This window comes from Brevibacterium sp. ACRRH (assembly GCF_022346365.1).
GTDB lineage: Bacteria > Actinomycetota > Actinomycetes > Actinomycetales > Brevibacteriaceae > Brevibacterium > Brevibacterium paucivorans.
This window is the reverse complement of the sequence record NZ_JAKRMN010000004.1, coordinates 43348-67906: the sequence shown is the minus strand read 5'-3', so window position 1 is coordinate 67906 and position 24559 is coordinate 43348. Positions and strand designations below refer to the sequence as shown.

Sequence of the window (24559 nt, the reverse complement as noted above, 5' to 3'; positions counted from 1 at the left end):
TCAGTCTCGGAAGTACGAAAGAATACGCAGAATTTCGATGTACAGCCACACGAGCGAAGTCATGAGGCTGAACGCACACATCCACGAGTACTTCTCGGGGATACGGCCAACGCTCTTTTCGATCATGTCGAAGTCGCTCACCAAGGTGAGCGCCGCAAGAATGATCGCAACTCCGGAGATCAGAACACCCAGCGGCATGTTGATACCCGCGATGTTGATCTCGATTGCGCGAGCGTTCATGCTCCCACCGGAGAACATTGCGAAGGCAAAGTTAATGAGTGCGAAGATCGCGTAGCCACCCACGGCCAGCATGAGGAACTTGGTGAACTTGGGTGACATGCGAATGACGCGGAACTTAAACAGCACGAACATCAGTCCGAACACGGCCAGTGTACCCAGAACGGCCTGCATGACGATGCCTGCATACTGCGAGTTGAAAATCTGGGAGATTCCGCCCACGAACACACCTTCGAACACGGCGAAGGTGAGGATCAGGACGGGTGAAGGTTCGCGCTTAAATCCGTTTACCAGACCTAAGACAAGCGCAATGAGGGAAGCGGGAAGCGCGAGCATTGGGACGAACCAGCCAACGGCTGCACCTGCAAGCAGAACTCCGAATGACAGTAGCGACTTCATGTACACGTCGTCGTACGTCATCATGCGGTCTTGCTGAACACGGTGTTCCGTGGTCGCCGAAGGTGCCATGTACATCGAGTTCAGTTCATCTGCCGAAGGAGTCTGAACGGAGTTCATCCCCTGGCGAACTGAGCGGCCCATGAGAGGGTTACTCATAAAAATCCTCCTGTAATTGATATAACCAAGCCTAACTGAACGACCTATCTGTATGAAAAAACCACCGGGCGGGTGTTTTTGTTCCGCCCGGTGGTTTTTCTCAGCGAAAAGTCAGCGTGCTAGGGAAGCTCGTAGGTGGTCTGAGCGCCAGGACCCATGGGGATACCCGTTGCCCACCATCCGAAGAACAGAAGTCCCCATGCAACGAACATCGCGAACGCGAGCGGGATGGTCAACGACAGAAGCGTTCCGATTCCTGCATCCTTCTTGTACCTCTGCACGAAGCCCAGAATCATGACGAAGTACGGGCTCATCGGGGACACGATGTTCGTGGTGGAGTCACCAATGCGGTATGCCGCCTGGGTCACCTCGGGAGCAATTCCCAAGAGCATCAACATAGGAACGAGCACAGGAGCCATCAACGTCCACAGACCGGATCCCGAGGTGATGAACAGCGCCCCGATGGCGGTCAGGATGTACGCCCCGAGGAGAATCACGATAGCCGGGGTGTTGGCATTCTGGAAGAATTCGGCTCCCTTAATGGCCAGAATTTCGCCCAGCTTACTCATTTTGAACAGCGCCAAGAACTGTGACGCGGCAAAGAACAGCAAGAGCACGGGAACCATAGGTGTGAGTCCCTGGACGATCATCTCAGGCACGTCGGCTGGTCGTTTGATGGACTTGGTGACGATTCCGTACACAATACCCACGACAAAGAACCCGAACCCGATGATTGCGGCGATGCCTGCCATGAGTGGCGACTTTGGACCGAACGCGCCTTCTTCGTCACGCAGGAACGAACCTTGAGGCAGAGCCAGAAGGAATAGCAGTACACCGCACAGAACGGTTGTGATGACGGCATTCCAGATGCCGCGCTTTTCCAGTGGCGTGAGTTTTTTCGTGAGGTCGGCGTCGGTGGACGTGTCGCTGGTGTCGTTCTCTACCTCGTCGGGCTTCAGTTCCTCACCTCGCTTGTTCAGCAGGGTTTCGGTGACAAGCACAATTGCCCCAGCAACCACGAACATCGACACGAAGTTGAAGTAGAAGTTGTCGACAGGTGTGACCACGTATTCGGGGTCGATGATCGCTGCCGCACTGGTGGAGAGACCACCCAAGATCGCGTCGAGGCTGTTGACCATGGGGGCTGCCGAGTATCCACCGGAAGTCGCCGCATAGGCTACAGCACACCCAATGATGGGGTTACGTCCAACGGCTTTAAATGCGATACCACCCAGTGGAATCACGATCATGTACGCGGCGTCTGAAGCAATCGAGGACGCCGTTCCTACCAGCGCGACGATTGCGGTCACCCATTTTGGTGAGGCGTTCATCAAGGCCGCACGCATGATCGCTGGGATCAGGCCCGAGCGTTCCGCTACTGCCACACCAAAAAGAACAACCAGAACCAGCCCCAAGGCTGGGAAGGTGACGTAGTTTTCGACGACACCGGAGACGATGGCACCCAAGGACTCCGAGGACGTCAGGTTGACTGCGGTGACGGTTTCACCTTTTGCGGGGTTGACTGCAGACAGACCTGCTGCTGATGCCACCCATGAAATGAGCATGACGATGACGGCCAGGGACAAGAACAGCCAAAACGGATGTGGCAGTTTATTACCGGCCTTTTCGATGACGATGAGCAGGCGCATGAGCCAGTTCAAGTCATCCTTAGATTGTGTGGCAGGGGCTGACACGCAGAACCTCCTTAAGCGTTTTCGCAGAGTAAACCAGAACTTTACAGGAAAATCTAAGATTGTGTGCAAACAAACAAAAACTCGGAACGCCAGGGTGGCGTTCCGAGTTTCTGCAGGTGGTAGGCCTAGTAGGAGGTTTTACCCGCGATGAAGTCTTCGACGGCTTGACGTGCGAGGTCGTCGCTCTGTTGTTCGGGTGGCGACTTCATAAAGTACGAGCTGGCAGACAGCAAAGCCCCGCCGACACCTCGGTCCAAACCAATTTTTGCCGCCCGGACCGCGTCAATGATGACTCCAGCAGAGTTAGGCGAGTCCCACACCTCCAGCTTGTACTCCAGCGAAACAGGAGCGTCGCCAAAGTTTCGGCCTTCAAGGCGCACGAACGCCCACTTGCGGTCATCCAGCCACTGCACATAGTCGCTGGGGCCAATGTGGACGTCTCGGCTTTCTAATTTCGCCGAGGTGTTAGAAGTGACCGCTTGAGTCTTGGAGATCTTCTTTGATTCCAGACGTTCACGTTCGAGCATGTTCTTGAAGTCCATGTTTCCGCCCACGTTGAGCTGGTACGTGCGGTCAAGGATGACTCCACGGTCTTCGAACAGTTTGGCCATGACACGGTGAGTAATGGTGGCACCAATTTGGCTCTTGATGTCGTCACCAACGATGGGAACGCCAGCTTCTTTGAACTTGTCGTCCCATTCCTTGGTTCCCGCAATAAACACGGGAAGGGCGTTGACAAAGGCGACCTTGGCGTCGATGCAGGCTTGTGCGTAGTACTCAGTCGCATTTTGGGAACCGACGGGGAGGTAGCACACCAGCACGTCGACCTTTTCGTCACGCAAGACTTGTGCGACGTCGACCGGCTCCTCTTGAGACTCTTCGATCGTTTCGAGGTAGTACTTGCCCAGGCCGTCCAGGGTGGGCCCACGCTTCACAGACACACCGGTGGGTGGTACGTCTGCGATCTTGATGGTGTTGTTTTCGCTGGCCAGGATCGCGTCTGCGATGTCGAGGCCAACTTTCTTCGCGTCAACATCAAAGGCGGCGACGAATTCGAGGTCGCTGACGTGGTAGTCACCGAACTGAACATGCATGAGCCCTGGAATCTGTTCGTCCGCTTGAGCGTCCCGGTAGTATTCAACTCCCTGGATGAGGGAGGTTGCGCAGTTTCCGAGCCCTGCGATGGCTACGCGAATTGGGTTTCCCACTGTGCTCTTACTCTCCTTTAAACAACCGCGTCAAGCACCGTACAGGCACCGGACACTCTATCTTAACGTTCAATGTGTGGCGGGTATTCCTGTTCCCGCACTTCAACCGTGCGTGCGTTATGTCACAACCAGCGGTTCAAGTGTCAGGTTGGGGTGTTCTCGCTCAACTCCTTGGAGCCTCCACCTGTCAGAGAACAGGGCCAACAGAGTTCCGTCCGAGCGTTCCAGGACTTCGACACTGCGTTCGCGTGCGAGCGTGGGGATGTCCTCTTTTACCGTCTGTCGTGCAATTGTGTAGGCCAGACGTTCAAGCGTGCACGGGGCGTTGAATTCGTTTTGCATGCGATCTTCTGCAACTTCGAACTGCATGGGCCCCACAGCCCCCAGAACGGGTGCTTGGTCACCACGCAGATCTGAACGCAGAACCTGGATCACGCCTTCGTGGTCCAGCTGTTCAATTCCGCGGCGGAACTGCTTGTACTTGGACGAGTCCTTTGCGCGAATCACCATGAAGTGTTCAGGCGAGAACGACGGGATGGGTGGGAACGTCACGGGTTCGTCGAGGTACAGCGAATCCCCCACTCGCAAGGCTGATGCGTTGACCAGACCAACGACGTCGCCAGGGAACGCTGTGTCGATGACTTCACGGTCACGTCCAAATACCTGCTGAGCATATTTGGTGGCAAAGGGTTTGCCTGTGGCAGCGTGCGTGACTACCATGCCACGCTCAAATACTCCCGAACACACGCGCACGTATGCCAACCGGTCGCGGTGATTGGTGTCCATCCCTGCCTGCACTTTGAATACGAAACCGGAAAAAGGTGCGTCCACTTCACGCGGGTTCCCGTCCACATCAATTCGTGCGTGTGCTGGTGGAGCAATGTCGACCAGGGTGTCCAGAATCTTGTGTACCCCAAAGTTCAGAACAGCTGAAGCGAACATGACGGGTGTGGTGCGTCCGGCCAGGAAGGACTCTTGATCGTAGTTTTGGTCTTCGAGTTCAAGCAGGTCCGATTCGTCTACCGCATTTGTCCAGGCTTCTCCTTCGAGTGCTTCAGCGGCTTCCGCGTCCATGGATTCTTCACCGGCGATAGTGGCTCCACCGTCCGTGCGCGTGAACTTGGTGTACGTTCCGTCCTCACGGTTGAGAACACCTCGGAAGTCACCGGACTGACCCACCGGCCACGTCAGTGGCGTGGGCACCATCCCGGTGCGTTGCACAATTTCATCCATGAGTTCGAGCGCGTCAATACCGGGACGGTCCCACTTGTTGATCACGGTGATGATGGGAATTTCGCGGTGTTTACACACGTCGAACAGTTTCATGGTCTGCGTTTCCAGACCTTTAGCGGCGTCGACCAGCATGATGGTGAGGTCGACCGAAGACAGCACTCGGTAGGTGTCTTCCGAAAAGTCCGCGTGACCAGGGGTGTCGATGAGGTTGATGACGGTGTCGCGGTACTCAAACTGGAGCGCGGCTGACGAAATTGAGATTCCGCGGTCCTGTTCCATCTTCATCCAGTCCGACACGGTCGAACGCCGCCCGGCCTTGCCGTGCGTTGCACCCGCCTGCCCAATCACGCGAGCGTGTAGGGCCAGCGCCTCGGTCAGGGTCGACTTACCGGCGTCCGGGTGCGAAATCACCGCAAAGGTACGACGTCGCTGAGCCTGCGTGCGAATTTCTTTGGAGCTGAAGTCTGATGGAGTCACCGCACCATTCTATGTGTGCCCGGGTGTCTCCCGTACAGTGGAGGGCGTGGAAGAGTTCTCCAAGGTTCGAGTCGACCCGCACCGTAACCGCTTGTGGCCCGTTGTGGTCGCGGCGTTGGCCAGCATTCCCCTCTTGGTCGTGTCTGTGCGCTTTTCGCTCTTAGCAGCCGACTACATGAAGCCCATGGTGGAACTGGGCGTTGACTTCCCCGTGCTGGCGTTCATGTTTTTCTTGTCCTCTGCCGCGTGGCTGGCGATCGGCGCTGTCCTCATTGCCTTGTGGGTTGCTATTGCCCGCAAAACCTTCAAATGGCGCTTAGTGTGGAGCGGAATTGCTCTGGTAGTTGCCGGCCTTCTGCCTTTAAGCTGGGTGTTCTCGGGCGCACTGTTTTAGTGCTTTGAGGATCCGCTGTTCGGAAACTGGATGTGCCGCCTGAACCTGCGGTGCCCACAGTGAGATCCGCAGTTCCTCCACATCGAACACAAGGTCTTGCCACGCCGGTGGCAACAGCCCCACAGTTTCGCGCGTGTACGCCGGGGCCCGTTGAGTGATCGCGCCCTGCACCGTGTGAACGCGGTCCATGAACTGCCGGTCGCGGGCCGGTTGTTGCCCCATCTTCTCCGTGCGAATCCGCACGGCTTCCATGTACGCGGGGTAACGGTGCACAAACTTGGGGTGGACATGAGCGACCCATCCGGGGTGAATGAGCGATTCCACGTGTTCTTTCACATCGGTAAGTCCGGTCAGAATCTCCAGTGACGACGATGCGCTGATGAGCTTCGTCACCGCCTGCGCCACCGTGAGCGTCTGAACGACGTGCGCCAACGTTCGTTCCAACGCCGTGAGAATGTGGTCGTTGACCGCGCGCTCGCACGCTGAGTACGCATCGCGGTCCCGCACAGGTTCACGTTCAGCGACGATTCCCAGAACGGCGCTAAATACGCAGTCGCTCACAATGTCGTTCGGTTGAGCTGCCAGTACTAGTTTGTCGCTCTGTGCCAGCCCGCCCACTACATAGGCGCGCGCTTCGGAACAGTTGTGTGCGATCAGCCGGGCAACACCTCGGTCATGGAGGAGCCGGGCGCGGCCAGCATCTTCTACTTCCTCGAGGTCCACGTGCGTTCCCCGGTCTATCAGGGTGCCCTTGGCAGGCAGGCCGTCCCAGCGCCACTTCGTCACGCCTGTTTCGGGGATAAACGCCGAGGTCGCCCCCGCTCCCCGTTGTTTCTCGCCTGCCCGGGTTGCGGGTGCGACTTGTGGGGTGGGGGCAGGGCTCTTCGATTCGGCGCGGGCCTTGAGGAATTCCGCTAGTTGGCTTGGTTTCTTGCGGGATTGGTGGACGATGATGCGCATCCGCAAGTGTGGTGGGATGCGTTCGGTGTCGAAGTCGTGGGCGTGGACGTCGATGGGAATGAGGTCGGTGAGTTCTCCCCCGCCAGCGCGTGCGGTGAGCGCTTGCGCTACCGCGTCTTCGAGCGTGCCTTCATAGGGTTCGAGTTGCTGGTTGAGTTCACGCGCCACATTGGGGGCAGGCACAAAGTATTTGCGCTTTGCTTTGGGGAGCGCGCGGATAAGCGCGGTGATGAGTTCTAACCGAAGCCCCGGCACTTGCCACGTGAACTGTGCGGGGTCGGCGTGGGTGGCCTGCTGTTCGTTGAGGTGGATCGTGACGCCGTCGCTGTCGGCGCCTGGGTCGTACGTGTAGCGCAGCTTGGCATTGGGTTTCACGTTTTCGGGCAACCCGCGCAGTTTCCATTCGAGCGGGAACGCGGCGGCGGCAGTTTCTCGCGCTTCGAGCGTGTTCCCGGCAACCAAAGCATCCGGGTCGATGTTGAGCGCGACAGGGTTGGCTTGGCGGGCTTTTTTCCACCACGAATTAAATGACGGCGCGGACGTCACTTGAGCTGGAAGAGCCTGGTCGTAGAACTCGAAGAGAAGTTCGTCGTCGGCGCGCAGGCGGTTGTCGCGCATGCGGTCGGCCAGTTGGTGCGCGGTTCGGAGCGCTTTTTCGTTGTGGCGCACAAACGCGTGGTCTTCGTTCCATTCGCCGTCAATGAGGGCGTGGCGAATAAACATGTCACGGGCTTCAGCCGGGTTGATGCGCGCGTACCCCACCCGGGTGTCCGAGGTGAGCGCGACCCCGTACAGGCTCGTGTGGTCATACACGAACGCTTGGCCCTTCTTGGTTGACCAGTGCGGTTCGGAGTACTGGTGACGAATGAGCGGACCGGCAGCTTTGATCACCCAGTCGGGGTCGATCTTCGCCACGGTTCGCGCCCACAGACGTGAGGTCTCAACGAGTTCAGCAGCAACCACCAGATCCGGTTTGGTCTTAAACAACCCCGATCCGGGGAAGATGCGGAACCGGGTACCGCGAGCGCCCAAGTAGTCAGGTGAGTTATGGGTCTTGGCCCCGATCGAGGACAACAACCCGGTCAACAGCGCCGTGTGAATCGCAGGGTCTTGATCGCCTGCGCCCAATGCCCCACCGGGCTTCTCAATGGGGTGACCAGCGGTCTTGAGCATGGTACACAGCTGAGTGACCAGATCCATCCATTCGCGCACTCGCACGAAGTTAATGAATTCGTCCTTGCACAGCTTGCGCAATTTGGAGGTGGAAAGTTTCTGGGACTGTTCGTGTACGTAGTTCCACAGCGCGATGTAACTCATGAAGTCGGATGCGGGCCGGGCAAACCGGGAGTGTTTTTCATCCGCTTGCGCTCGCATCTCGGTGGGGCGTTCGCGCGGGTCTTGCAGGGACAGCGCTGCCACGATGACAACGACCTCGGCGGCAACCCCGTATTCCACGCCGGCCATCACAATGCGCGCCATGCGCGGGTCAATGGGGAGGGCACCCAGGGCGCGCCCCAGTTTGGTCAGGCGCAACCGACCGTTGTCTTTCCGGATCGCGCCCAGTTCGGACAGGAGCGCGGCACCGGAACGCACGGCGGCGGAGTCCGGTGGGGTGAGGAACGGGAAGGACAGGATGTCGTTTTCGCTCTGCACCAGCCCCAGCGTGAGCATTTGGAGGACAACGCTGGCCAGGTGGGTGCGCAGGATTTCGGGGTCGGTGTACTCCGGGCGGCTGTTGAAATCGTCTTCGCTGTAGAGGCGAATGCAGATTCCGGGGCTGGTACGTCCGGCGCGTCCGGCACGCTGGCGGGCCGAGGCTTGTGAGATGCGTTCGATGGGGAGTCGCTGGACTTTGGTGCGGTTCGAGTACCGCGAGATGCGTGCCGTTCCCGCGTCGATGACGTATTTGATGCCGGGCACAGTGAGCGAGGTTTCGGCCACGTTGGTGGCAAGGACCACCCGCGTTGAGTTATGGGGAGCGAACACGCGCTGTTGCTCAGCGGCTGACAGGCGGCCAAACAGTGGCACGATTTCCCACTGGCTGTACCGCGTTCCCTTTGTGCGCAGGTGGCCGTTGAGTGCGTCGGCGGTGTCGCGGATTTCGCGTTCGCCGGACAGGAACACCAGGATGTCGCCGGGTTCTTCGCGGGACAGTTCGTCGACGGCTTCGAGGATCCCGTCGGTCTGGTTGGCTGTTCCTGTGTCGTACGTGCCGTCGGAACCGGGACCGTCGGTGTCGTCGTCACTTCCGGCGCCGTCGAGTGGCCGGTACCGCATTTCGACCGGGTAAGTGCGGCCGGACACGCTCACGATGGGGGCGTCTTTGAAGTGTTGGGAGAAGGATTCGGGGTCAATCGTGGCCGAGGTGATAATCACCTTGAGATCCGGGCGTTTGGGTAACAGCCGGGCTAAGAACCCTAGAAGGAAGTCGATGTTGAGGCTACGTTCGTGGGCTTCGTCGATGATGATGACGTCATAGGCGCGCAGATACTTGTCGTGCTGGAGTTCCGCGAGCAGAATCCCGTCGGTCATGACTTTCACCCGGGTGGAGTCATCCGTGTGGGCGGTGAAGCGCACTTGGTATCCCACGCCTTCACCCAGTTCGATCCCGGTTTCTTCCGCGATCCTGGTGGCGACAGACCGGGCGGCGATTCGACGTGGCTGCGTGTGACCGATCATCCCGTTGATCCCGTACCCCAGTTCCATGCACAGTTTGGGTAACTGGGTGGTCTTCCCGGAGCCGGTCTCCCCGGCAACCACAATTACTTGGTGATCTTTGAGCGCTTGGGCGATTTCACCTCGGGCGGCACTGACCGGCAGTTCTTCTGGGTAATGAAATTTAGGGTCAACGGCTTTGCGCGCTTCGATTCGTTTCTGTACCAGAGCGTGGTTGTTTTGCGCGTGTGCTTTTCCTCGTCGCCTACCGCGACGCTTCCCAGGTGTGTTCATTGCGTCTCTAGGCTACCGTGTGGACATTCGAAGCATGAGATGTGGATGACCCCGTAACCTAGGTGGGCAGGAGGGAGAACGATGCTGGGAGCGCTCGAAGGATTCGGGGTCATCGGTTGCATTATTTTGGCCGGTTTCCTCTTGGGGCGTTCAGGTGTCTTGGGTTCGCATGGGCAGCAAGTGCTGGCGAACACCGTGTTTTTTGTGGGAACTCCGGCTCTGATGTTCACCACGATTGCGTCCACCCCGGTGTCGCAGGTGTTTACTCCCGCGTTGTTTGCCACGGCCGGGTCCGCGCTGCTCATGGCGGTGGTGATGTTCGTGTTTACCCGCGCCCGAGGTCGTTCTTTAGGAGAGGCGACCGTGGCTGGTTGGTCGGTGTCGTACGTCAATATTGGAAACTTGGGAATCCCCATTGCCACGTACGTGCTGGGCAGTTTGAATGCGATCCCGCCAGTCTTGTTGTTCCAAATCATTGTGTTGGCCCCGATTGGTTTTGCGATTCTGGATGCGACTCGAACCGTGGGGGCCGAGTGGTGGCGACCGGTCATTCGCGTGTTCACGAACCCAATTCTTATTGGGTCCGTTGCGGGATTGCTCGCTTCTATTACTGGGTTTGAACTGCCCAATGTTGTAGCTGACCCGATTGCGATGCTGGGTGCGACCTCAGTTCCGTTGACCCTCATGGCGTTTGGGATTTCGCTCAAGGACGGGTGGGCGTTGCCTCAGCCGGGTACGCGCACGCAGCTGACCGTCATGACGGCGCTCAAACTTGTCGTTCATCCGTTTGTGGCGTGGCTGATCGGTGGACCGCTTTTGGGTTACTCGGGCCATGAGCTCTTAGCGATCGTGGTGACGTCCACGCTTCCCACCGCGCAAAATGTGTACATCAACGCGCTTAAATACCGTCAGTCCGAGGTGGTGACCCGTGACGTCGTTTTCATCACCACGTTGCTGTCGATCCCTGCCGTTGTCATTGTGACCGGGCTGTTGTCATAAGCGTGTGACCCTGCTCGCCACAGGCTCTAAAAGGTGTGTCGATCCCCCACCGCCTGGCAAAAACCACGAACAATAGGTGTGTGGCTACTGACAAGAACTCTGACGACCTCGTGTCGCGACGCATGAACGCAACGGACGACGACCCCGAAGCGACCGCGCAGTTCGACGCGTTCCCACGCGAGAGCACACCCGAAAAACCCAGCATGCTCAGCGACGAAGAGTGGGCTCTTCTCTCCGACGGACCCGGCAAGAAGTCCCCGGAAACCCCGGACACCTCGGAGGTCGCTTCGAAGGACACCGCCGAGGCCACTAAGGACTCCACCGACACTCAGAAACTCGCTAAAACCCGGGAAACGTCGGTCAAACGCCAACACTCGTCGGCACGACCGGTCGACCGCGAGGAACCCACCCGCGTCATGCCCACAGCAGTACCCGCCGGCAGCTCCTCTGCAGCAACGACCACCTCGGCGCCTTCCACGGCGGCCGCAACCACCTCGGCACCTCAACCTGGTTTCTATCACCGCTTTGGATTCCTCGACTTCATCGCAACGGCGATCATTGTTGCGTCAATGCCGTTCATGCTTGTGGCGCTTGCCATCAAGATCGCGTCAAGCGGCATGTTCTTGCGGTTTGAGTACTTCATCAACCCGGTGTTCCCAAACGATAAGTACGGATTCCACTCAGAAGACCGCCTTCACTACGCGTCCTACGTGACGAACTACCTGTTCAACGGCGACTCGTCGCGCTACCTGGCCGATGTGGTGTTCCCCGACGGAAAACCTGTCTTTACCGACGGCGAAATCGCCCACATGTCCGATGTGAAAGGCCTGGTCACGCTCCTGTTCTTCATCGCGATCGTGGGCATGATCCTGTCGCTGATTTCAGCGGTGTACCTGGGACGCAAGTACGGCCCTGGCCTCCACCACGCGATGCGCTGGTCCGGGATCGTGACACTGACTTTCTTCGCAATTCTCACGGTCGTGGCGCTCCTGGGCTGGGAACAGTTCTTCACCGGATTCCACGACATGTTCTTCGCTTCCGGCACCTGGCAGTTCTACCTAGACGACTCGCTCATTCGCCTGTTCCCACCACAGTTCTGGATTGACGCAGGAGTCTTTGTCGCTGCCTTCGTGGTGCTGATTTCGATCCTGCTGATCGCGATCAGTCGCATTGGACACAAGAAGCGCAAGCTGGCACGCGAGGCCGCGAAAAAGGCATGAGTGCTTAGAGTCTCGCACCCTTAAGGCCCTACGCCTTTAGAAGCAGCCACTGAATGTTGAAGGCCCTCAGAGCATTAAGCTCTGAGGGCCTTACACGTAGCTCCTTAGTCGCCTACGGCATCGCGACCACGGATGACGATCTTCGGGTCGGGCGGATACACCACTGAGGTGTCTTTACCTTCGTATTCCACCGAGTTGAGGAAGTAGCGCATGGCGTTGAGGCGAGCGCGCTTCTTGTCGTTGGACTTCACCGTGATCCACGGAGCGTGGTCGGTGTCGGTGCGCAAGAAGGTCTGCTCTTTGGCTTCCGTGTAGTCGTCCCAGCGACCCAAGGACTCCAGGTCCATGGGTGACAGCTTCCACTGGCGAACCGGGTCGATCTGGCGGATCGCAAAACGTGTGCGCTGTTCGTGTTCGGTCACCGAGAACCAGAATTTGGTGAGGTGGATCCCGGACTCCACGAGCATCTTTTCAAACAGTGGCGCCTGCACCATGAACTCTTCGTACTGGCTGTCGGTGCAGAAGCCCATGACGCGTTCAACGTTGGCGCGGTTGTACCACGACCGGTCGAACATCACGATTTCACCGCGTGTGGGCAGGTGCTTGACGTAGCGCTGGAAGTACCACTGGCCCATCTCTTGTTCGGTGGGTTTGTTCAGCGCAACGACGCGAGCTGCACGTGGGTTGAGGTGTTCTGTGAACCGTTTAATGGTTCCACCCTTACCTGCTGCGTCGCGCCCTTCAAACACCAGGACGTGTCGCAGGCCGTTGTCCTGCCCGTAGTACTGGAACTTCAAGAGTTCGATCTGGAGTTTGTACTTCTCCTGTTCGTACTCGGAACGGGTCATCAAGGTGTCGTATGGGTAGCCTTCGCGCCACGTTTCAACGGCGCGTCCGCCCGGGTCGATGAGGTCAGGGTCGGGGGTGTGCCCGTTGACCACTGTGTAGCCTTCGGTACGGAGTTTGTCGATGTATTCGCGCAGATTTTCTTTCTGATGTGGGTGCATGACTCTCCTTTGCCCTATAGCTTCAGCCTAATCGATGCGGAACTTCTGCGATGTCAGTGAAGGTCGGCTTTTTTGGGGGTGACGGTGAACCCGTTGTCCTTGTGGGTACACGACACTCCCCCGTCGTCCGTGACAGTACACGTGGTGTCGTGGGCGGTGAGCTTCACACCGGCTGGCAGTTCCTGGCCACCTTCGGGTGCCTCTTCGGTGGCCATGTAGGTGTAAGTGGGATTGGTTGCGGCAATGAACTTCGCGGGCTTTCCATAATCAAACCCAACAGCGTTAGCCTTCTCTTTCTGCCCGTATGCATTCTTGAGTTCAGGCGCGTCGTCGGGGAGGTTCTTTGAGTTGCACCCCACGTATGTGTCCGCGATTGTGCATGAGTACGAACGGTCCGCGTTGCTGAAGTAGTAGTTGTCCTCGGTACCTTTGACGACTCCGCGATAGGCGTCCGCGTCTGCCTCCTCACCCTTGGGTTCAGGTGCAGGGGGCGCCGAGGTGGCAAGTGGCTTCTTTGCAGGGTTTGGGTTCGAGGGTTGCTCGTTGTCGCTTCCGCACCCTGCGAGCGCGAGGGTCAGGCAGGCGGTGGTGGCGAGTAGAGCACGGTGAGGTGAGAGGTTCATATTCCTATTTCTATGGCATGTTTTCTTATGGGGATGACAAAACGATGACGGACTGCGCGGGGGCCACGTAGTGATCCGTAAAGTCCCCGTGCGCGTCCTCATCTGTTGAGTCTAGTTCGAGGTGCCAGGAAGTCTGCGTAGGCAGGGCCACCTCCGTTTCGTCTCCTACGTTGAGGATGAGAAAAACGCAACCTGTCAGCTCTTCACCAGAGCGGTAGCCTGCAACACCTCGGATCTCGACACCCAGTGCCGTGAGTTCCGGGTCATGCCAGTCGTCGTCGGTGGGTGTCTGTCCGTCTGCCTTGAACCATTGGATATCAATGTGGCCGTCTTCGCGTGTACCACCGTGGAGGAAGTTCCTCTGTCTCAGTAGTGGAAGACGAGCCCGCATCGCGGTCAGTCGTGAAATGAACTCAATCTGGGAACGTTCTGTCCAGTCAATCCAACCGATTTCGTTGTCCTGTGCGTACGCGTTGTTGTTCCCGCCTTGCGAGTTGCGCAGTTCGTCACCTGCTAACAGCATGGGGACGCCCTGGGATACGAACAGGGTTGTGAGCATTCCTCGGATTCGACGCTCACGGGCCTCGTTGATGGCCGGGTCGTCGGTGAGGCCTTCTGCTCCCATGTTGTCGGAGACGTTTTCGTTGTGCCCGTCGCGGTTGTCTTCACCGTTAGCTTCGTTGTGTTTGTCGTTATAGGACACCACGTCGTTGAGGGTGAAGCCGTCGTGGGCGGTCAGTAAGTTGATCGAGGAACTCGCGCTACGTCCCGAGTGGTCAAACAGGTTTGCCGAGCCAGTCAAGCACGAACCCATGTCGGCGGTTCCTAGGCTTTCACCGCGCCATGCGCGCCGAACTTTGTCGCGGTAGCTGTCGTTCCATTCCTTCCACGGGTACGGGTAGTGGCCCAACTGGTAGCCGTCAATCCCTAGGTCCCACGGTTCAGCAATGAGTTTCACTCCCGCCAATAGAGGGTCTTGGCGCACGGTGTAGAAGAACGGCGAGTTGGGCGTGAAGTGGTCCTCTGTGCGTCCCAAGGTGCTGGCGAGGTCAAACCGGAAACCGTCGATTCCGTATCGAGTTACCCAGTGGCGCATGCTGTCCAACACGAGCCGGATCACCATGTCAGAGTCGGGGTTGAGCGAATTGCCGGTACCTGTGACGTCCACATAGTGCCGTCCGCCGTCCGTGAGCTGGTAGTACCCCGTGTTGTTAAGTGCGCGGTAGCTCAAGGTGGGGCCCATTTCGCTTCCCTCACCGGTGTGGTTAAAAACGATGTCCAAGATGACTTCGATTCCAGCTTCGTGAAGCGTGTGAACCGCATGCCGGATTTCAGCATCCGCGTCGCGGTGTGCGTATCGAGGCTCAGGGGCCTGCCACGCTACGGGCTGGTAGCCCCAGTAGTTGCGCTTGTCTTGACGCACCAAGAACTCGTCGTCAATAAACGTTTGAATGGGCAGAAGCTCCAGAGCCGTGACGCCCAGTTTCTTCAAGTGTTCCACAATGACCGGGTGCGCCAGGGCGGCATATGTCCCCCGAATGTCTTCGGGAATACCCGGGTGTAGCTGCGTCAAGCCCTTCACGTGCGCTTCGTAGATGACCGTGTCGCTCCACGGGTGAATGGGCCGGTTCGTCTGAGGGTCGGGACCTTCCGCCGGCCCCTGAACGATCGCTTTGGGTATCACTGGGGCCGAGTCACGGTCGTCTTGCACCATGTCGTCTCCCGGGCCCACCGCATATGCGTTCATGAGGCCGTCCCACGACACAGGCCCGGTCAACGCTTTTGCATACGGGTCGATCAGCAACTTGGCCGGGTTGAAGCGCAGCCCGTTTTCAGGTTGGTGCGGTCCGGTCGCGCGCAATCCGTAGCGCGTGCCTTGAGTGATTCCTTCTACGTGGGCGTACCACACACCGCCGTCACGGTATGGGACGGCAATTCGCTGTTCGTCTTCTGCGTCAGTGAACACGCACAGTTCGATCAAGGTGGCATCCGGGGCCCACACTGCGACGTTCGCACCAGTTTCAGTGAGAGTTACCCCCAGTGGCCACGACCGGCCCACACTGACTCGGAAATTTTGTTCAGTCACGCGGTAAGCCTTTCAAACAGCTCTGCGTACACTCGCGCAGAGGACTCCCAGCCCACCGGCGTGCGCATTCCTCTGCGCAGAATCGACCGCCAGACTTTCTTCAGGGCAAATAGTTCCGTTGAGTATGCGAGCGCTTCGGAAAGCCCCTGAGTGCTGATGTCAGAGAAGGTGATTCCGGTGGCGGTTTTGGCCTCAATGTTTTCCGCCGAGGCGTGGGTCACCGAATCTTTGAGACCTCCGGTTGCTGCCACAATAGGGACTGCTCCGTACCTGAGCCCATACATTTGGGTGAGCCCACACGGTTCGAACCGGGACGGCACCAAAACGGAATCGCCACCGGCGTACATGCGGTGGCTCAACGGTTCGTCATACCCAATTCGTACACCCACGGAACCGGGGAACCTGCGGGCCAAGTCGTGGAGCGCACTTTCATAACCGGGATCTCCCGATCCCAGAACAGCGAGGGAACCACCTCGGGCAACATAGTCAGGAACCGCGTCAATCAGCATGTCGATTCCCTTTTGGTGCGCCAACCTGGTGACCACCACGGCGAGTGGACCCTGTGGTTTAGCCAGGCCGAACTCAGCGATCAACGCCTTACGGTTCTTCCTCTTGCCTTCCTGGGTGGAAGCCGAATACGGGACCACGTGAGGGTCGTTTTCCGGGTCCCACACACGTAGGTCGATTCCGTTGAGAATCCCGAACATTTCACCGCGTTCCGCGCGCATTCGGATGACACCGTCTAGACCAAAACCCCACTCTGGCGACGCGATCTGGCGCGCATAGGACGGGCTCACCGTGTTCACTGCAGATGCATGCACCATGCCGGCTTTGAGCGCGCTGACGGTGCCGTGATATTCCAGAGCATCCGGGTGAAAGTCCCATGTAGGCAGGTTCACGCGGTCCAACTGGTCGGGGCCAAAAATTCCTTGGAACGCGATGTTGTGCAAAGTCATCACGCTGGGCACCGGGGTCCCAGCGTACTTCAGGTAGGACGGCACCAAGCCGGCTTGCCAATCGTGGGCGTGAACGACCTCGGGCACCCACCCATCCTTGGTACCTTCCACGGCCAGCCGGGAACCTACCCACGACAGGGCGGCGAACCGCACGTGGTTGTCCGGGTAGTCGTGACCGTCGACGTTGTAAGGGCCACCTTCGCGGTCGAAAAAGTGCGGGGCGTCCAACAGCAGGTACTCCACGTCGTTAAACGTACCCAACAGCACGCGGGCGGGACCGCCGAACAGGACATCGGTTTCCCACTGAACACTGGTGCTTTCCGCCCGGTCAGCTAAGCCCGGGTACGCCGGCATCAGGACGCGACTCTCCCACCCCAGTGGGAGAAGAGCGGAAGGAAGGGCACCAACGACATCGGCCAAACCGCCCGTTTTGACAAGTGGTGCCGACTCACTTGCCACGGACAGAACGCGACGCGCCATCACAACCCCAGTTCAGCAGCGCGCCGGTCCAACATGGGCTGAGTGATGAGAACGACACCGCTGTCCGTGCGCCTGAACCAGCGAGCGTCTTCCTCGGGGTCCTGCCCCACAACCAGGCCTTCGGGAATGACCACGCGGGAGTCAAGGACGCAGTCCGTCAGTTGTGCCGACCGGTGGATCTGGACACGGGGCAAGGCCACGACACGTTCGAGTGAGGAGTACGAGTGGACGCGCGACCCTGTGAAAAGCAGGGAATGACGAACGTCTGAACCGGAAATGATGCAGTCACCGGAGATGAGGGATTGAATCGCCTGACCGCGCCTGCCTTCGTCGTCGTGGATGAACTTGGCCGGTGGGGTCAGTTCCGAGTACGTCCAAATGGGCCAGGAGTTGTCATACATGTCCAGGGCCGGAATGAAGTCAGTGAGGTCGATGTTCGTCTGCCAGAACGAGTCGATGGTTCCCACATCGCGCCAGTACGGTTCGGTTTCCAGGCCACCCATCACGCAGGAGTCGCTGAACTTGTGAGCGTGCGCGTACCCGTTTTGCACGATGTGCGGAATCAGGTCGTGGCCAAAGTCGTGGCTGGAGTCCACGTTTTCTGCATCTTCCTGGAGGAGCTCGCGCAGGAACGACCATTTGAAGACGTAGATCCCCATGCTGGCAAGCGCCAGTTCAGGGTTGTCTGGCATTCCGGGTGGGTCCGCAGGCTTTTCGAGGAAGTCGATGATGCGCCCGGTTTCATCGGTGTGCATGACGCCAAACGCGCTGGCTTCTTCACGTGGCACGGTCAAACACCCAACTGTGACATCTGCCCCAGTTTCAACGTGCTGGCGCAACATGATTTCGTAGTCCATCTTGTACACGTGGTCACCGGCGAGCACGATGATGTACTCGACGTTGTAGTCGTCCACGATGTCGATGTTTTGGGTCACCGCGTCCGCGGTTCCCAAGTACCACTTTGTTTCGGCAACGCGCTGGCTGGCAGGCAGGATGTCGAGGTATTCGTTGCGTTCCGCGCGGAAGAAACCCCACCCGCGCTGCAGGTGCCGGATCAGCGAGTGTGCCTTGTACTGAGTGGCCACTGCGATCTTTCGGATTCCCGAGTTCACCGCGTTGGACAGCGGGAAGTCAATAATGCGTGACTTACCCCCAAAGTGTACGGCTGGTTTGGCACGCCGGTCGGTGAGTTCCTGCAGGCGTGATCCACGGCCTCCGGCCAAAACAAAGGCCATTGCCTGGCTGGTCAAACGGGGGGCTGCCCCACTCGAGTTTCCGATGACACTGGTTGGACTCATGATTGATCCTCAACAAAGTAGAGCGCGGACAGTGGTGGCAGGGTGAGTAGGGCGGATTGGGCTTCTGTTCCACACGGCACGGGTTCGGTGTCAATTGCTCCGCAGTTGCCACGGTTGGCCCCGCCGTAGTGGGAAGAGTCGGTGTTGATCGCTTCGTGCCAGCGTCCAGGCACGGGGAACGCGATCCGGTAGTTGGTGCGTTCAACAGGGGTGCAGTTGAGAACCACAACGACGTGCGGGTCTCCGGAGTTACCGCGACGCATCCACGCGATGACCTGATCGTCGACGGCTTCGAGCAGGAGCCACTGGAAGCCGCGCGGGTCCGTGTCCAGGGCATGCATCGCAGGCTGGTCGCGATAGAACAGGTTCAGGTCACGGACCATGTTCTGAACGCCCACGTGGCCGGGGTCGTTCAGGGTGTTCCAGTCCAAGCTGGCTGAGTGGTTCCATTCGTGGTGCTGCCCAAACTCTTGCCCCATGAACAGCAGTTTTTTGCCTGGGAACGCCCACATGTACGCGTAAAACAGCTTCAGGTTGCCCAGCTTGTCCTCGTGTGACCCAGGCATGCGCTGGTACATGGATCCTTTTCCGTGAACCACTTCGTCATGGCTGATGGGCAACACGTAGTTTTCCGAATACGCATACGTCATACCGAACGTGAGCTGGTTCTGGTGGTACTTGCGATATACGGGGTCCTTTGCGAAGTACTCCAAGGAGTCATTCATCCAGCCCAGGTTCCACTTGTAACCGAATCCCAAACCACCAGCGTGGACCGGCTTCGTCACACCGGGGAACGCAGTGGATTCCTCGGCTACGATCGCAACTGAATCATCAGCACCGTAGGCGGCGGTGTTGGTCCGCTGAAGGAAATTAATGGCTTCGTAATTTTCGCGTCCGCCGTCGCGGTTAGGCACCCACTCGTTATCCTTGCGCGAATAGTCCAGGTAGATCATCGACGCGACGGCGTCGACGCGTAAACCGTCCAAGTGGTACTCGCTGAGCCAATACAAGGCATTGGACACCAGATAACTCAACACTTCTGGACGGCCATAGTTGAAGATAAGTGTGTTCCAGTCAGGGTGGAAGCCCTGACGTGGATCAGCGTGCTCATACAAGGCCGTGCCGTCGAAGTTGCCCAAGCCGTGCGAATCGGTGGGGAAATGCCCCGGCACCCAGTCGGCGATCACGCCCAAGCCGCGCGCGTGTGCCGCATCAACAAACGCTTGGAACTCCTCCGGGGTGCCGTAGCGGATGGTTGGCGCATACAGACCAATTGGCTGATACCCCCACGAACCGTCGAACGGGTGCTCACTCACCGGCATGATCTCGATGTGGGTGAATCCCATGTAGTGGGCGTAATCGACCAGTTCTTCCGCAAGTTCACGGTAGGACATGAAACGTTCGCCGTGCTGGTCACGTACACGCTTCCACGAGCCTAAGTGGACTTCGTAAATGCTCACCGGCGCCGAGGTGGCAAAGGCTTCTCCACGGACCTCCAGCCAATCGTTGTCGGTCCAGGTGTGGGCGTCGATGTCGCGCACCACCGAGGCGGTGTGTGGCGCGTGTTCGCTACCGAACCCAACAGGGTCGGCCTTCAGGGGAAGTTGCCCGTTTTCCCCAAGAATGGAGTACTTGTACGTCTCCCCCGCCCCCAGACCAGGGATGAATAACTCCCATACCCCGGTAGCGCCTCGGGAGCGCATGGGGTGGGCCGTGTGGTCCCAGCTGTTGAAGTTACCAACGACCGAAACGCGCTTGGCGTTTGGCGCCCACACAGCGAAATGGACGCCGGGGACTTCTTCGTGGGTGATGAGGTGAGCTCCCAAGGCGCGCCACAACTGGTGGTGGGTACCTTCGCTCAAGAGGTATTCGTCGATTTCACCCAAAACTGGGCTGAAACGGTACGGGTCGTGACGTTCCTCAACGTGACCGCCGGGCCACTGGATGCGCAAGCGGTAGTAGGGCACATATGGCCCGTGGAAAACCGTAGGTGCGGACGCATACGGTTCGAGTTCGTGGGGCTCGGAGTCATTGACCGCCCACACACGTTCCGCGCCGGGGATGTGGGCCACGACCTCGGACTGGTCTGCGCTGGGCCCCAGAACCGAAAACGGGTCCCAATGCCTGCCCTCAACGACAGCCTGGATTTCAGCGGGCGCGGGACCGACCTCGGTCACACCGTCCGAATCTGAGGTGATATCCCTGGCCACGTTCTCTCCTCGTCGCTCGCCCCTACTGTCATTCAACCACAGCAGGTGACGGGGCACACGGAAAGTTCGATGAGTTCAGGCAAAGTTCACTCGTGGCTACAGCGTTACAGCGCCGAATCAACGTTCCAGATATTGGCCATGTATTCGCGTACCGAACGGTCCGAACTGAAGTACCCCATGTTCGCGATGTTGAGCACGCTTGCGCGCTGCCAGGCCCGGGTGTCCTGGTACGCTTCGTCGACTCGGGTTTGGGCCTGATCGTAGGCGTCGAAGTCGCTAGCGACCAGGAACCAGTCGGAGTTCCACATGTTGTCGACAAGGTCGCCGTAGCGGTGTGGTTCGTCCGGGCTGAACGCGCCCTCTGCAACGGCTTGCAGAATGTCGCGCATAGGCTGGCTACTCTCGATGGCCTTACGGCTGTGATCCGGTTCTTCCCTGCGTTGGGCCACTTCTTCAGTGGTCATGCCAAAGAGGAAGAAGTTGTCAGCGCCCACCTTTTCGCGGATTTCGACATTGGCGCCGTCCAGGGTTCCGATTGTCAGCGCCCCGTTGAGTGCGAACTTCATGTTGCCCGTTCCCGATGCTTCCATGCCTGCAGTCGAGATCTGCTCGGACAGGTCGGCGGCTGGGATGAGTTTTTCGGCCATGGACACGTTGTAGTTCGGTGGGAACACCACTTGGAGGAGGTCCTTGGTGTCTGGGTCGTTATTGACCACTGCCGCGACGTCGTTGATCAGGCGGATGATGTCCTTTGCCATGACGTAGCTCTGTGCTGCTTTTCCGCCGAACAGTTTGACGCGTGGCACCCAACCTGCGGACGGGTCGCGCTTGATGCGTTGCCATCGTGCGATCGTCCAGAAGATGTTGAGTAGCTGGCGCTTGTATTCGTGGATACGTTTGACCTGCACGTCAAAGAGCCCGGTGACGGGGATGTCGATGTCGTGGTGGTGGTTGAGCCAGTCTGCGAGCCGGTTTTTGGCCGCGTGTTTGGTTTCGCCAAATGCGGTGAGGAAGTCGTCGTTGTCCGCGTACTCAGCGAGCTGTGCGAGCCGGTCAAGGTCGGTTTCCCAGCCTGTGCCAATTGCTTCCGTAATAAGTGCGGAAAGTTCCGGGTTGGCAAGTTTGAGCCACCGCCGAGGTGTCACCCCGTTGGTAACGTTGATGATCCTTTCGGGGTGGCGGCTGTTGAAGTCAGGGAAAAGGTCACTGCGGATGAGGTCAGTGTGAAGGGCTGATACTCCGTTGACGCGGTGGCTGGTGAGGAATGCCAGGCTCCCCATGTTCACGTGGCCGTCGTCGATGATGGAGCTTGGCGGTTCGAGTGGACCATGCAGCTCAATTTCGCGGTGTTGGATCTTTTCGATGAGGTCCATGTGGCGTGGGAGGACGTGGCGCATGAGGTCAACTGACCAGCGTTCCAGCGCTTCTGGCAACAGTGTGTGGTTGGTGTAGCCCAGTACTTGTGTTGCGATGTCTGTTGCGGCTTCGAATTCGAACCCGTGATCGTCGATGAGCAGGCGGATGAGTTCCGGGCCTGCGATCGCCGGGTGTGTGTCATTCATTTGGATCGCTGCGAAGTCAGGGAGTTTACGCAGATCGTCGTGGGTGGAGAGGAAACGACGCAGAATGTCCTGCACCGAGGCCGAGGTGAGGAAGTACTCCTGGCGCAGGCGGAGTTCTTTTCCGGTGTCGGTGGTGTCGTTGGGGTAGAGAACTCGAGACAGGCTGCGTGCGAGTGCTTCAGCGAATGATGCGCGGGCCAGGTGCCCGGCGTTGAACTGGTTGAGGTCGAAGTACTTGGCGCTGGGTTTGGCCGCCCATAAGCGTAGGGTGTTGGCCCAGTTGCCGCCGTAGCCCACGATTGGGGTGTCGTGAGATTCTGCGACGACGTGCTGTTCGGGCACCCAGATTGTTGCGCCGTTGTCGTCTTGGAGGTGGCCGCCAAAGAGCACGCGGTAGGCGGCTTCGGGGCGGGTGAAGTTCCAGGGGCTGTCGTTGGCCTGCCAGTCTTCCGGTGTTTCGATTTGCACCCCGTGGTCAAAGCCTTGTTTGAACAGGCCGTGTTCGTAGCGGATGCCGTATCCGTAGGCGGGGCATGCCAGGGTGGCGGTGGATTCAAGGTAGCAGGCGGCCAGGCGGCCCAGTCCCCCGTTACCCAGGGCGGGGTCGGGTTCGTCTTCTGCGATGTCGTGGAAGTCGAGTCCCAGGCTTGTCAGTGCTTCGTTGACGATGCTGAAAATGCCCAGGTTGATGGCGGTGTCTTCCAGGAGACGTCCGGTGAGGAACTCCATGGACAGGTAGTACACGCGTTTGTGGTCGGTGTCCCATGTGGTGCGGGTTGCGCGGAACCATGGGCTGATTGCGCGGTCGCGCACTGCGTAGGACAGGGCGATTCGCCAGTCGAACTTTGAGGCGTGGGCTGGGTCTGAACCTACTGAGTACTGAAGGTGGTGAAGCAATGAGGAGCGGAAACCTTCAGCGGTGATTTCTGGAAGCTCCAGAGCATCGGTGTCGACGTTGTGAACTTGAAGGCGTTCAGACATGGGTCCCCTGACAGTAAAACCACGGTTGTTGGCGCGCGTTTTGCGCACGCGTTCTTATCGTAAATGACGTGGTGAGTGAAAAGCGCGTTAGCCACCGACCGTTCACACGGGGTTCACCCGAGCGGGTGACGCTACTGATCTCGCGGCCAGGAGGCAAACAGGACAACTGCGGCCACCTCGGGCATCAAAGCGCGTTTGGCTACACTCGAATCTGCCGAGTGTAGCCAAACGCCCACCAAATACCCCCATTTAGTGACCTACATCACTCTATGGGGACTTTTCGCTACACTCGAGCCCCAAAACCGAACCCGAGTGTAGCGAAACGACGCAACACATCAACACCCCCAGAGCTGTAGAGAAAACCACCAGACGAGTTTGCCGTACACCTGGCACACCCGCCCCATAACCCCCTGGCGGTAAGAAAAAGCGAGAAACACTGTGTTCAATTGCTGATGCACCGAATCACAACAGCTTGGTTAGACTGAAGTGGAAGTGGGGATACCCCCCGCGCAAGCCTTGCAATAACAGGCCGTCTGAAAGCGCGGGCAATGGACCCCACTTCGTTCATTCCAACAAACGCATTTCTTCCAGAATGCGCCCATCACTGCTTATAACGCTTAAGCGTCAGGCGGTGCAGTTGAAGTCTTCGCCTTGATTCTGCCTTGGCACTCCATGAACTCTTCAAATTCCTGCTCAAGCACGAACTTTTCACGAAGATCACGGAACTGCTCAACCAAATGATCCGGCCAAAGTAGACCCTCACCACAAGCCTGCGCGTACAGTCCCACTAGTGCCGCGTGCGTCTCGTTGTATTCAACCAGCGAATCAATATCTGACAGGTCTTCATCCGTGAGATTGAGTTTCTCGACAAGGAAAGCTCTAGCGTCGTCAGTGAGCTTGTCTAATTCATCTGACCTGCGCATCAGCTACCTCCTTGACTCATCGACACAGAATATGCTGGATATACGAGATTTGCCCTTTGCGTTTAATGCCAGAGCAACACGAACACAATGTCTGTTTATAAACCCAGCATACGAAACGCAATTAGGGTCCCGGCAATCTATCCGCGATGGCAACCGCAAAACAGACGCCGCTACCTCACCAATGCCGTGTTGCGACCGCCTCGGGCCCGGAAGCGCGTTTAGCTACAGCCGAATCTGCCGAGTGTAGCGAAACGACACAAAACAAACGACTAGGCCCAGAACCTGCAGTGGAAGTGTGGGCACAATGTGGGCAAACCGGGTAACCGACGGCCACAACCTGGCGCTCATGACCTTCTGACCAGGGGTTTTATTGGTTTTTAGTGTGTCCCCCCAGTGGGACTCGAACCCACACTGGATCGATTTTAAGTCGACTGTCTCTGCCGATTGGACTATGGGGGGCAGGGTTTTACCCTACAACAGTTTGAGAGGCGACCACACACGTGGTCG

At 58.4% G+C, this 24559-nt stretch carries 16 protein-coding genes and 1 tRNA gene; 3 read left to right on the top strand and 14 right to left on the bottom strand.

From position 1 onward, the window contains the following. The 4 genes from MHX53_RS05120 to MHX53_RS05105 all read right to left on the bottom strand — a co-directional run bounded on the left by MHX53_RS05120 (window position 1) and on the right by MHX53_RS05105 (window position 5404). Window positions 1-792: a Bax inhibitor-1/YccA family protein gene (locus tag MHX53_RS05120; protein ID WP_102237550.1), complete on the bottom strand. Its 792-nt coding sequence runs from the start codon at window positions 790-792 to the stop codon at window positions 1-3. Between the two features lie 119 nt (window positions 793-911). Then, window positions 912-2486, bottom strand: a complete 1575-nt coding sequence (locus tag MHX53_RS05115; RefSeq protein ID WP_239271471.1) for an AbgT family transporter — start codon at window positions 2484-2486, stop codon at window positions 912-914. Between the two features lie 125 nt (window positions 2487-2611). After that, window positions 2612-3694: an inositol-3-phosphate synthase gene (locus MHX53_RS05110; RefSeq protein WP_102237548.1), complete on the bottom strand. Its 1083-nt coding sequence runs from the start codon at window positions 3692-3694 to the stop codon at window positions 2612-2614. Between the two features lie 117 nt (window positions 3695-3811). Then, on the bottom strand, window positions 3812-5404 hold the full coding sequence (locus MHX53_RS05105; RefSeq protein ID WP_102237547.1) for a peptide chain release factor 3: 1593 nt from the start codon (window positions 5402-5404) through the stop codon (window positions 3812-3814). A gap of 46 nt (window positions 5405-5450) precedes the next feature. On the opposite strand from MHX53_RS05105, the gene MHX53_RS05100 reads away from it, so the two are divergent. Beyond that, window positions 5451-5798, top strand: coding sequence for a hypothetical protein (locus tag MHX53_RS05100; protein WP_102237546.1), 348 nt, complete (start codon window positions 5451-5453; stop codon window positions 5796-5798). Here MHX53_RS05100 and hrpA read toward each other — a convergent pair. Further along, window positions 5766-9707 carry an ATP-dependent RNA helicase HrpA gene (gene hrpA, locus MHX53_RS05095; protein ID WP_102237545.1) on the bottom strand — a complete coding sequence of 1314 codons (3942 nt, stop codon included), beginning with the start codon at window positions 9705-9707 and terminating at the stop codon, window positions 5766-5768. The genes MHX53_RS05100 and hrpA overlap by 33 nt on opposite strands. A gap of 81 nt (window positions 9708-9788) precedes the next feature. On the opposite strand from hrpA, the gene MHX53_RS05090 reads away from it, so the two are divergent. Both MHX53_RS05090 and MHX53_RS05085 read left to right on the top strand, forming a co-directional pair. Beyond that, entirely contained in the window at window positions 9789-10706 is a 918-nt protein-coding gene (locus tag MHX53_RS05090) for an AEC family transporter (RefSeq protein WP_102237544.1), read from the top strand. Window positions 10707-10786: 80 nt separating this feature from the next. After that, on the top strand, window positions 10787-11926 hold the full coding sequence (locus MHX53_RS05085; RefSeq protein WP_102237543.1) for a TIGR01906 family membrane protein: 1140 nt from the start codon (window positions 10787-10789) through the stop codon (window positions 11924-11926). Between the two features lie 104 nt (window positions 11927-12030). On the opposite strand, the gene ppk2 is transcribed toward MHX53_RS05085, so the two are convergent. The 9 genes from ppk2 to MHX53_RS05040 all read right to left on the bottom strand — a co-directional run bounded on the left by ppk2 (window position 12031) and on the right by MHX53_RS05040 (window position 24511). Further along, window positions 12031-12933, bottom strand: coding sequence for a polyphosphate kinase 2 (gene ppk2, locus MHX53_RS05080; RefSeq protein WP_102237542.1), 903 nt, complete (start codon window positions 12931-12933; stop codon window positions 12031-12033). Between the two features lie 53 nt (window positions 12934-12986). Next, complete coding sequence (locus MHX53_RS05075) at window positions 12987-13556, bottom strand: hypothetical protein (RefSeq protein ID WP_239271470.1); 570 nt, start codon at window positions 13554-13556, stop codon at window positions 12987-12989. A gap of 25 nt (window positions 13557-13581) precedes the next feature. Beyond that, the gene (gene glgX / locus MHX53_RS05070) at window positions 13582-15642 is read right to left on the bottom strand and encodes a glycogen debranching protein GlgX (protein WP_239271469.1); all 2061 of its coding nucleotides are present in this window, start codon (window positions 15640-15642) and stop codon (window positions 13582-13584) included. After that, window positions 15639-17078: a glycogen synthase GlgA gene (glgA, locus tag MHX53_RS05065; protein WP_239271468.1), complete on the bottom strand. Its 1440-nt coding sequence runs from the start codon at window positions 17076-17078 to the stop codon at window positions 15639-15641. The genes glgX and glgA overlap by 4 nt, the downstream gene beginning before the upstream one ends. Then, window positions 17078-18376, bottom strand: a complete 1299-nt coding sequence (glgC, locus tag MHX53_RS05060; protein ID WP_239271467.1) for a glucose-1-phosphate adenylyltransferase — start codon at window positions 18374-18376, stop codon at window positions 17078-17080. The genes glgA and glgC overlap by 1 nt, the downstream gene beginning before the upstream one ends. Then, complete coding sequence (glgB, locus tag MHX53_RS05055) at window positions 18373-20586, bottom strand: 1,4-alpha-glucan branching protein GlgB (RefSeq protein ID WP_239271466.1); 2214 nt, start codon at window positions 20584-20586, stop codon at window positions 18373-18375. Before glgB ends, glgC begins: the two co-directional genes overlap by 4 nt. Window positions 20587-20690: 104 nt before the next feature. After that, window positions 20691-23129 carry a glycogen/starch/alpha-glucan phosphorylase gene (locus MHX53_RS05050; protein ID WP_239271465.1) on the bottom strand — a complete coding sequence of 813 codons (2439 nt, stop codon included), beginning with the start codon at window positions 23127-23129 and terminating at the stop codon, window positions 20691-20693. Between the two features lie 617 nt (window positions 23130-23746). Then, on the bottom strand, window positions 23747-24052 hold the full coding sequence (locus MHX53_RS05045; protein WP_239271464.1) for a hypothetical protein: 306 nt from the start codon (window positions 24050-24052) through the stop codon (window positions 23747-23749). Window positions 24053-24437: 385 nt separating this feature from the next. Further along, a tRNA-Leu gene (locus tag MHX53_RS05040) sits at window positions 24438-24511 on the bottom strand. Window positions 24512-24559: the final 48 nt, after the last annotated feature.